Origin of the sequence: Parahoeflea olei, from assembly GCF_001703635.1 — a bacterium.
GTDB classification, from domain to species: domain Bacteria; phylum Pseudomonadota; class Alphaproteobacteria; order Rhizobiales; family Rhizobiaceae; genus Hoeflea; species Hoeflea olei.
In genome coordinates this window covers 19,891-29,661 of sequence record NZ_LQZT01000003.1, presented here as the reverse complement: position 1 = coordinate 29,661, position 9,771 = coordinate 19,891, and the positions used below count along the sequence as shown (strand labels likewise).

Annotated in this window: 7 protein-coding genes and 1 pseudogene; 6 read left to right on the top strand and 2 right to left on the bottom strand. The window is 64.3% G+C overall.

All coding sequences use genetic code 11. The features are described from left to right. Positions 1–1,808 (bottom strand): annotated as a pseudogene (locus AWJ14_RS04035) (DNA gyrase/topoisomerase IV subunit B); the annotation flags it as partial. Positions 1,809–1,944: 136 nt separating this feature from the next. Between AWJ14_RS04035 and AWJ14_RS04030 the strand changes: the two are divergent. The 6 genes from AWJ14_RS04030 (at position 1,945) to AWJ14_RS04005 (ending at position 8,183) form a co-directional block, all read left to right on the top strand. After that, positions 1,945–2,778 carry an alpha/beta fold hydrolase gene (locus AWJ14_RS04030; RefSeq protein WP_245304125.1) on the top strand — a complete coding sequence of 278 codons (834 nt, stop codon included), beginning with the start codon at positions 1,945–1,947 and terminating at the stop codon, positions 2,776–2,778. A gap of 135 nt (positions 2,779–2,913) precedes the next feature. Beyond that, positions 2,914–3,360: a DMT family transporter gene (locus tag AWJ14_RS04025; protein WP_066175262.1), complete on the top strand. Its 447-nt coding sequence runs from the start codon at positions 2,914–2,916 to the stop codon at positions 3,358–3,360. Then, complete coding sequence (locus AWJ14_RS04020; RefSeq protein ID WP_066175260.1) at positions 3,357–4,370, top strand: NAD-dependent epimerase/dehydratase family protein; 1,014 nt, start codon at positions 3,357–3,359, stop codon at positions 4,368–4,370. The genes AWJ14_RS04025 and AWJ14_RS04020 overlap by 4 nt, the downstream gene beginning before the upstream one ends. Before the next feature lie 22 nt (positions 4,371–4,392). Continuing rightward, complete coding sequence (locus AWJ14_RS04015; RefSeq protein ID WP_066175258.1) at positions 4,393–5,898, top strand: aspartate aminotransferase family protein; 1,506 nt, start codon at positions 4,393–4,395, stop codon at positions 5,896–5,898. A 256-nt stretch (positions 5,899–6,154) separates the two neighbouring features. Next, positions 6,155–7,120 carry a hypothetical protein gene (locus AWJ14_RS04010; RefSeq protein ID WP_066175257.1) on the top strand — a complete coding sequence of 322 codons (966 nt, stop codon included), beginning with the start codon at positions 6,155–6,157 and terminating at the stop codon, positions 7,118–7,120. Positions 7,121–7,136: 16 nt separating this feature from the next. Beyond that, entirely contained in the window at positions 7,137–8,183 is a 1,047-nt protein-coding gene (locus AWJ14_RS04005) for a TAXI family TRAP transporter solute-binding subunit (RefSeq protein WP_083219999.1), read from the top strand. A 132-nt stretch (positions 8,184–8,315) separates the two neighbouring features. Here the strand turns inward: AWJ14_RS04005 and glnA are convergent, their stop codons facing one another. Beyond that, positions 8,316–9,725: a type I glutamate--ammonia ligase gene (gene glnA, locus AWJ14_RS04000; protein ID WP_066175255.1), complete on the bottom strand. Its 1,410-nt coding sequence runs from the start codon at positions 9,723–9,725 to the stop codon at positions 8,316–8,318. Positions 9,726–9,771 lie beyond the last annotated feature (46 nt).

Here is a 9,771-nt window from a genome sequence, read left to right as displayed (position 1 = left end):
TCGTCGCGCGCATACATCGACTTGGCCCCTTGCGTGATCTTGTAGAGCGGCGGAACCGCCAGATAGAGATGGCCCTGGCGGATCAGTTCCGGCATTTCCTGGTAGAAGAAGGTGATCAGCAGCGAGGCGATATGTGCGCCGTCGACGTCGGCATCGGTCATGATGATGATGCGTTCGTAGCGCAGGTCTTCCTCGCGGTATTTCGAGCGCGTGCCGCAGCCGAGCGCCTGGATCAGGTCGGCGATCTGCTGGTTGGCGCCGAGTTTCTCGCGGCCGGCGCTGGCGACGTTGAGGATCTTGCCGCGCAGCGGCAGGATCGCCTGGTTGGCGCGGTTGCGCGCCTGCTTGGCCGAGCCGCCGGCCGAATCGCCCTCAACGATGAACAGTTCCGCGCCTGCGGCCGCGGTCTGGCTGCAGTCCGAGAGCTTGCCTGGCAGCCTGAGCTTGCGCACCGCCGACTTGCGGTTGACTTCCTTTTCCTTGCGGCGGCGGACGCGCTCGTCGGCGCGGTCGATCACCCATTCCAGGAGCTTGTCGGCTTCGGCGGGGGAATCGGCCAGGAAATGGTCGAACGGGTCGCGCAGCGCCGTCTCAACGATGCGCTGGGCTTCGACGGTGGCGAGCTTGTCCTTGGTCTGGCCCACGAATTCCGGCTCGCGGATGAACACCGAAAGCATGCCGATCGAGGAGATCATCACGTCGTCGGTGGTGATCGCTGCGGCGCGCTTGTTGCCGGTGAGCTCGGCATAGGCCTTGAGCCCCTTGGTGAGCGCGATCCTGAGACCGGCCTCGTGGGTGCCGCCGTCGGGGGTCGGAATGGTGTTGCAGTAGGAACTGATCGAGGAATCGCCACCGTACCAGGTCACCGCCCATTCGAGCGAGCCATGGCCGCCGGAGCGCTCGGTCTTGCCGGCAAAAATCTCGCGCGTGACCCGGTGTTCGCCGCCGAGCGAAGCCTCGAGATAGTCCTTGAGGCCGCCGGGGAAATGAAACACCGCCTTGTCGGGCGTGTCCGTGCCCTCGACCAGCGACGGAGCGCAGGACCAGCGGATCTCGACGCCACCGAACAGATAGGCCTTGGAACGGGCCATGCGGTAGAGCCGGCCCGGATCGAATTTCAGCGCCGCGCCGAAGATCTCGGGATCGGGATGGAAGCGCACCTTGGTGCCGCGACGGTTGTGCACGTCGCCGAGTTCCTCGACCCCGCCCTGCGGCACGCCCTTTGAAAAGCGCTGGCGGAAGAGCTTCCTGTTGCGCGCCACCTCGACCACGAGGTCGTCGGACAGCGCGTTGACCACCGACACGCCGACGCCGTGCAGGCCGCCCGAGGTCTCGTAGACCTTGCTGTCGAACTTGCCGCCGGCATGCAGCACCGTCATGATCACTTCGAGGGTGGATTTGCCCGGAAATTTCGGATGGTTTTCGACCGGGATGCCGCGGCCGTTGTCGGTGACCGACAGATAGCCCTCGGCATCGAGTTCGACCTCGATGAAATTGGCGTGGCCGGCCACGGCCTCGTCCATCGAGTTGTCGATGACTTCGGCAAACAGGTGGTGCAGCGCGCGCTCGTCGGTGCCGCCGATATACATGCCGGGCCTGCGGCGCACCGGTTCCAGTCCCTCCAGCACCTCGATCGCAGAAGCATCGTAATTGTCGCCCCCCGAGGGGGCGGCACGGCTTGCGGGCGCGGGGCGTGCCGGCTTGGCGGCGGGCTCGGCAGGCTGCCGGGGCTGAGACCGCTCCGCGACCGGCGCCGGTTTTGCCGCCGGTGCGTCGATTGAGGAAAAAAGATCGTTGGAATCGTCCATGTTGCCGTGACGCCTGATGTAAATTGGGGAAACGAATCACCCGGAGTGTGCCAGAATCCGCGCTTTCAATCGACTGTGTAGCATTTGGTGGCGGGCTTTGCGCGGCGTTCTTGCCGGGCAGGGCGCGCTATTTTTCGTGGCATTCGTGATGGCCGGCCCGCCCTTACATGCGCAGGCCCTCGAACTCAAGGGCCACAAGGACCGGCTGTTCGCCTATCCCGGCATCCTGTCGATGAGCGAGGACCAGGCCTTCACGGTGGTGGCCTACGACAAGATGCGCGACATCCACAAGCGCGACATCGAGCCCGAACGGCGGGTGCAGTCCTCCTATGTCTCGATGCGGGTCAAGCGCTACAGCCGTGTCGCGGTGCACGAGGCCAATGGCCGCAGCATTGAGCTGGGGCTCGCCGGCGAATATGCCAGCGCGCGCTTCGCCGTCATCTTCGTGCATGGCCGCGGCGGCGACCAGCGGCTCGGCATGAATGATTACACCTTCGGCGGCAATTTCAACCGGCTCAAGAACCTGGTTCTGGTCAATGGCGGCGCCTATCTCGCCCCCACCATCAGAAGTTTCGACGACACGGGAGCCGCCGACGTCAAGGCGCTGATCATGGCCGGCCGCGCCCCGGTGGTCCTGGCCTGCGCCTCGATGGGCGCGTTCATCTGTTCGAAGCTCGCCGATGACCCAGAGGTGATCCCGCGGCTTGCCGGCATGGCGCTGCTCGGTGGCGCGCCGGACATGGGGCTCGCGCGAAGTGCCGCCGCAAAGGCGCGGCTGCCGCTGATGTTCACCCATGGCAGTCTCGACACGGTCTATCCCTGGGAGAGCCAGAAGGCGGTGTTCGATGCCGTGCGTGCGACTTCGGCCGCCTATCCGGCGCGGTTCGTGCTGTTCGATACCGGCTCGCACGGCACCCCGATCCGCATGACCGACTGGAAGCAGACGCTCGAATTCCTGCTCGGCCGCTGAGCGCCGGTGCAATGGAGAGCCGTAACCGTTTCATTTCGGGATTGGTTGCAATTTAAGGAAATATTGACCGCGCCGGTGAACCGGATGTTGGTGAAATCGGAATAGAAACGCTCCCATCCTCAGTGGGAGTGGGCCATGAAATACATCGTTTTCATTCTATTTACGGTGCTGACCAATGCGGCCGCGCAGTTGATGCTCAAGCAGGGCATGCTCACGCTCGGGCCGCTGAGCTTTACCGCCGACACGCTGATCGCGCGGGTGTTCCAGATTGTCTTCAATCCGTGGGTCTTTGCCGGTCTGGTTACCTTCGTCATTTCCATGGCCTCGCATCTTTATGTCCTGTCGAAGGTGGAATTGTCGTTCGCCTATCCGTTCCTGAGCCTCGCCTATGTGGCCGTGGCGGTGTTCGCCTTTGTGCTGTTCAAGGAAGACCTCAACAGCTGGCGCATCGCCGGCATCGCCTTCATCTGCGTCGGCACGGTGCTGATCGCGCAATCGGGTCGTGGCGGCCACGCCACGGACACGGTCGAGACAGCCGAGCTTTCCAAGATCAACGTAGCAGCAAGTGAGATTTCGCGATGAAACACATCATTTTCGGAGGCGACGGCTTCGTCGGACGCCATCTCGCCCAGAAACTCCTCGCAGACGGCGAGGAAGTGGTGATCGCCGATATCGTCAGGGAGCACAAAGCCTTCTACCGCGATGCGAAAGTGATCATGTGCGATGTCACCCGTCCCGACGACGTGGCCCGCGTGCCGTTTGCCAAGGACGACATGGTCTACAACCTGTCGGCCAAGATGCTTTCGCCGCTGCAGGTGCGCGCCAAGCGCCATGACTTCTTCTATCCCGTCAATTACGACGGCACCCGCCACATCATCGAGGCGATGGACCGGGCAGGGCTGAACAAGCTCGTGCATTTCACCACCGACATGATCTACGGCCACACGCTGGCCTTCCCGATGACCGAGGAGCACCCGGTGGCGCCGCTCGGCGAATATGGCCAGTCCAAGCTCGACACCGAACATCTCGCGGCTGAATGGCGCGAGCGCGGCATGGCGATCTCGCTGTTCCGGCCGCGGCTGATCATCGGCCCGGGCCGGCTCGGCATTCTCGAGAAGCTGTTCAAGCTCATCGACATGAACCTGCCGGTGCCGATGATCGGGTCGGGGCGCAATCCCTACCAGTTCATCTCGGTGTTCGACTGCGCCGAGGCCGCGCGGCTCGCCTGGAAGGCGGGCGTTCCGAACGAGGCCTACAATCTGGGCTCGATCAATCCGCCGCCGGTGCGCAAGCTTCTGGGCGATCTCATCAGGCATGCCGGATCGCGCTCGATCCTGCTGCCGACGCCCGCCTGGGCGGTCAAGCGCACGCTCGACCTGTTCGACCTGATGAACATGCCGATCATGGATCCGGAACAGTACCTGATCGCCGACGAGAACTGCGTTCTCGACGTTTCCAAGAGCGAGCGCCAGCTCGGCTGGGTGCCGCAATACCGCGACGAGGACATGCTGATCGCCGCTTACGACGAATACCATGCCGCAAAGGCGCGGGGCGGCTCGTCCGCAACCGCCCATGTCGCAGCGGCCGAATAACCGAATTCAAGGGAGCCGAACCATGCTTGACACACCCAACCGCGTCGCCGTCGATGCGCCCGCCCTTTCGGACACCGATGCGGCTGGGGGCGCCCTTGCGGCTTCCGCCACCGCCGGGTCGCCCGCCGTGCGCAAGCCCAAGCTTCTGAGCGTCGCCGACGCCAAGGCGATGTCGCTCTCCGACATGACCGAGATGTTCAAGGACCACATCAATCCCGGCCAGCTGCATTTCATGAAGCTCTTGGGCTTTCACAAGGTCAAGATCGAGACCGCGTCGGGCATGTATTACACCGACCAGAACGGCCGGAAGATCCTCGATTTCTTCGGCGGCTTCGGCTCGCTCGCTTTCGGCCACAACCACCCGCGCATCATCGCCGCCCGCAAGGCCTTCCAGGACGAGGACCGGCACGAGATCGCGATCGCCTTCATGAGTCAGTATGCTTCGGCGCTGGCGAAGAACCTCGCGGAAATCGCGCCGGGCGATCTCGACATGGTGTTTCTGGGCTCGTCCGGCTCGGAAGCCATGGAGGCGGCGATCAAGGTGGCCGAACGCGCCGCGGGGCCGAAGCGCTCCAAGGTGGTCTATGCCCACAACTCGTTTCACGGCAAGACCAAGGGCGTGCTCTCGCTCACCGATTCCGAGCTGTATCGCGGCGAGTTCAATCTGACCGGCAACACCGTGAAGGTGCCGTTCGGCGACATCGAGGCGATCCGCAAGGCCTTCGAAAGCGATCCGGAAATCGGCGTGATCGTGCTCGAAACCATTCAGGGTGGCGGCGGCATCATCGAAGCGCCGGTCGAATTCTGGCGGGAACTGCGCGCGCTCTGCGACAAGCATGACGTGCTCTGGGTCGCCGATGAGGTGCAGTGCGGCATGGGCCGTTCGGGTCACTTCTTCGCCTTTGAAAAGGCGGGCGTGGTGCCGGACGTGACGGCGCTTGCGAAATCGCTCGGCGGCGGCAAGACCGCCATGGCGGCGATGATCGCCTCGCGCAAGGTCTACATGAAGGCCTATGGCACGCCCAAGACGGCGATGATCCACGCCCAGGCCACTTTCGGCGGCATCGGCGAGGCCTGCGTGACCGCGATCGAGGGCCTCAACGTGATGTATGACGAGGACCTGATCGGCAATGCCGAACGGGTCGGCGGCTACCTGATCGAGCGGCTGAACGGGCTCAAGGACAAGTATCCGCAGATCATCAAGGATGTGCGCGGCCGCGGCTTCATGGTCGGGCTCGAATTCCAGGATTTCAGCCAGACCCTGCCGGCGCTGCTGAGGCCGATGGTGGCGCTGCTCGACGACAAGCTCAAGGGGTCGCTGTCGGGCTTCGTGGGTGCAGAACTGTTCCGCGACCACAATGTGCTGGTGGCGTTCACCGAGTACAATCGCAACGTGATCCGGCTGGAACCGCCGCTGATCTGCGGCCGCGAGCATGTCGACGCGTTCATCGCCGCACTCGACGCCGTGCTCGGCCGCGGCATTGTCCGCATCGTCCGCGACTTCATCGGCAGCCAGGCCAAGAAGTAGTCCGCGGCGGTTACGCCAGCGACGCAATGAGATAAGGCCGGGGCGGCTGGGTTGCCCCGGCCTTTTGCCCTGTGTCCAGACGCTTGTTTGCCGGCCAATCGGACCCGCGCCAACCAAATTGCTGGAGCCGCGCGCGGGCCGGTTTGCTTGCACGGGGGTGGGTTTCACGGTACCCCTTTGGCATGCGCCGGTGTGGGGCCGGCACCGCTTCGGCGCGGCAGGGGATGTCGACAGCCCAGTCAGGAAGGACGCTCATTTGGCCAATCAGTGGGGCAGGGATTCCGATGTTCCGACCCGGGGCCGCCGTCGCGGCCTTGGCCTGGTCGCCGTGATCGTTGCGCTGCTTCTCGGCGGGGCCGGGGGCTTCATCGCCTCGCGCGCGCTCGATGCCGGCGGGGCGGGTTTGAACCTGATGGGACAGGACACGGCCGCCGGGGCAGACGAGGCACTCGCCGCTGCGCGCCGCCAGATCGAGGAGCTTGGCGCAGCTCGCGACCGGGACGCCGCGGAAATCGGGGCGCTCAAGGACACCATCGCCCGCCAGGCGTCCGAACTCGACGCCATGGCCGAGAAGCTGGCGGCGGCGGCGCCCGCGGGCGCGACACCGGACGCGGCGGAGCTTGACGCCGTGACCCGCGAGCGCGACCGGCTGCAAAGCCAAGTGGCGGCGCTCACCGAGCAGACGCAAGTGCTGGAAGCCAGGATTGCCGCGCGCGATGCGGACCGAGGCGAGGGCGCGGCCCGGGCGGAGGCTGAAATCGCGCGCCTAACCAAAGAGCTGGCCCAGTTGCGGGACGAGACGATCCCGCAGCTCGCCGCCGAGCGGGACCGGGCAGAAGCCGATCTCGAGACGGTGCGGGGAGAACTGGAGAAGGCGCGCGCGAGCCAAGCGGCCCAAACGGCGACTATCGCTGACCTGAAACGACAGCTGGCCGCGGCAGAAGCGGCTGCCGCCGGAGTGCCGGCGGCAGCGCCTGCGAAGGGGAGCCCGTCTGGAACCGTCGCAGACGCGCCCGATGCCGAACCGAGGGACGGCGCGGCCGTGTCCGCCGCGCTGCGGGCAGCCCCCGGGCTCGACGCATTGACCGATCGACAACGCCGGAAGCTTGAAGATGCGCTGGTCTCCGGCGCCTGCGTGACCGATTCCCTTGCGGCGGTGTTCGACCGGGTGCCGCTGTTGACGCTGCGCAACCTGATCCGCGATCTGAACAGCCCGTGCTGAGACGAGGAGACTGCCGATGACACGATTTGCCCTTCCCCTGCGCGGGCTGCTGCTTGCCGTTGCCGCGACCTGTGCTGCCGCAGGCGCGGCCCAGGCCGCCGAGTTCGAGCGGAACATCATGACCGGCGGGCCGACCGGCACCTATATCCGCATCGGCCAGGACATTGCCGCGCTCGGCGCAGAGTGCGGGCTCACGCTCAATGTGGTCGAAAGCGCGGGCTCGCTCGAAAATTTCGTGGGCGTGCGCAAGCGCCGCAACACCCAGTTCGGCATCGTCCAGAGCGATGTGCTCGAATATCTCAAGACCTACGAGAAGAATGATCCCGAGATCCAGGACGCCGTGCGCGGGGTCAGGATCATGTTTCCCCTCTACAATGAGGAGGTGCATGTGCTCGCGCGCAAGGAGATCGGCAGCCTGCGCGATCTCGCCGGCCGCAAGGTCGCCATCGGCGTCAAGGACAGTGGTACGTATCTTACCGCCTCGCTGATCCTCGACATCCTCCAGGTCAAGCCATCCGAGCGGGTGACGCTCAATCCGGATGCGGCGCTGCCGAAGCTCGAGGGCGGCGAGATCGATGCCTTCTTCTATGTCGCCGGCGCGCCCGCCTCGCTGTTCGCGAAGACCGAGATCGATCCTGCGAAGTTCCATCTGCTGCCGATCACCGAGGCGCCGCTGCTCGCGACCTATTCCAGGGCCGAGATCCCCGCCGGCACTTACGGGTTTCAATCCGAACCGGTCGACCTGGTCGCGGTCAAGGCGGTGCTGATGACCTATGATTACGACCCGAAACGCAATGCCTATCACCGCGAGAGCTGTGCCACGGTGGCGGATTTCTCAAGCCTGATGCTGAGCGGGCTTGAGCGGCTGCGCGAGACCGGGCATCCGAAATGGAAGTCGGTGGATCTCGGCGCGCTGCCGCCGGGCTGGCGGGTGGGAAGCTGCGTCAAGACCGGCATGGCGCTCGACTACAAGCCCGCCTGCAAAGCGGCCTCCGCCGGGACTGCGGCGGACAGCGGTAACGAGGACTATCTCGACCTTCTCAAGCAGCGCTTGAAAAACTGAACCCATCGTCCTGATCCTGAAGCAAAAAAGAAACCGGCGGATCTTGGAAATCCGCCGGCCTTTTTTTGTTCCCCGGGAGGTTTTCTCAGCCTTGTGGAGAGGCGGGCCGTCGGAGCGGCCCGTCCGTTTCCGTCAGGCGGAGTAGTACATGTCGAATTCGACCGGGTGCGGAGTCATTTCGTAGCGCATGACTTCGACCATCTTCAGTTCGATGAAGGCGTCGATCTGGTCGTCGTCGAAAACGCCGCCGGCGGTGAGGAACTTGCGGTCCTTGTCGAGGTTTTCCAGCGCTTCGCGCAGGCTGCCCGAGACGGTCGGGATCTTCTTGAGTTCCTTCGGCGGCAGGTCGTAGAGATCCTTGTCCATGGCCTTGCCGGGATGGATCTTGTTCTTGATGCCGTCGATGCCGGCCATCAGCATGGCGGCAAAGGCGAGATAGGGGTTGGCGGTCGGATCCGGGAAGCGGACTTCGACGCGCTTGGCCTTCGGCGAGGAGCCGAACGGAATGCGGCACGAGGCCGAACGGTTGCGGGCCGAATAGGCCAGCAGCACCGGCGCTTCATAGCCCGGGACCAGACGCTTGTAGGAGTTGGTCGAGGGGTTGGTGAAGGCGTTGATGGCCTTGGCGTGCTTGATGATGCCGCCGATGTAGAACAGGCAGGTTTCCGACAGGCCGGCATATTCGTCACCGGCGAAGGTCGGCTTGCCGCCCTTCCAGATCGACTGGTGCACGTGCATGCCCGAACCGTTGTCGCCGAAGACGGGCTTGGGCATGAAGGTTGCGGTCTTGCCATAGGCATTGGCGACCTGGTGCACGCCGTATTTGTAGATCTGGGTCTTGTCGGCCTGACGGGTCAGGGTGTCGAACACCATGCAGAGCTCATGCTGCGCGGAGGCCACTTCGTGGTGGTGCTTCTCGACGGTCAGGCCCATTTCGGCGAGCACGGTCAGCATTTCCGAGCGCATGTCCTGGCAGCTGTCCACCGGCGGGACCGGGAAGTAGCCGCCCTTGACGCGCGGACGGTGGCCCATGTTGCCGGTTTCATAGTCGGTGTCGTCGTTGGACGGCAGCTCGCTCGAGTCGAGCTTGAAGCCGGTGTTGTAGGGGTCGGCCTTGTACTTGACGTCGTCGAAGATGAAGAATTCGGGCTCGGGACCGATATAGACGGTGTCGCCGAGACCCGAGGCCTGCAGATAGGCTTCGGCCTTCTTGGCGGTGGTGCGCGGGTCGCGGTTGTAGGCTTCGCCGGTGATCGGGTCGAGAATGTCGCAGATCAGCACCATGGTGGACTGGGCGAAGAACGGGTCCATGTGCGCGGTCGCGGTGTCGGGCATCAGCACCATGTCGGACTCGTTGATCGCCTTCCAGCCGCCGATCGAGGAGCCGTCAAACATCACACCGTCAGCGAACAGGTCTTCATCCACGGCGGACACGTCCATGGTCACATGCTGCAGCTTGCCCTTGGGGTCGGTGAAGCGCAGATCGACGAACTTGACGTCGTTGTCCTTGATTTGCTTGAGAATTTCAGTGGCAGTCGTCATTTGTAATTTCCCTGTTGGTCTAGACGATTGATGTCCTGCTGGGTGC

Coding starts and splice junctions, on each gene's coding strand:
- AWJ14_RS04025 (WP_066175262.1), top strand. CDS start 2,914: ATGAAATACATCGTTTTCATTCTATTTACGGTGCTGACCAATGCGGCC.
- AWJ14_RS04020 (WP_066175260.1), top strand. CDS start 3,357: ATGAAACACATCATTTTCGGAGGCGACGGCTTCGTCGGACGCCATCTC.
- AWJ14_RS04015 (WP_066175258.1), top strand. CDS start 4,393: ATGCTTGACACACCCAACCGCGTCGCCGTCGATGCGCCCGCCCTTTCG.
- AWJ14_RS04005 (WP_083219999.1), top strand. CDS start 7,137: ATGACACGATTTGCCCTTCCCCTGCGCGGGCTGCTGCTTGCCGTTGCC.
- glnA (WP_066175255.1), bottom strand. CDS start 9,725: ATGACGACTGCCACTGAAATTCTCAAGCAAATCAAGGACAACGACGTC.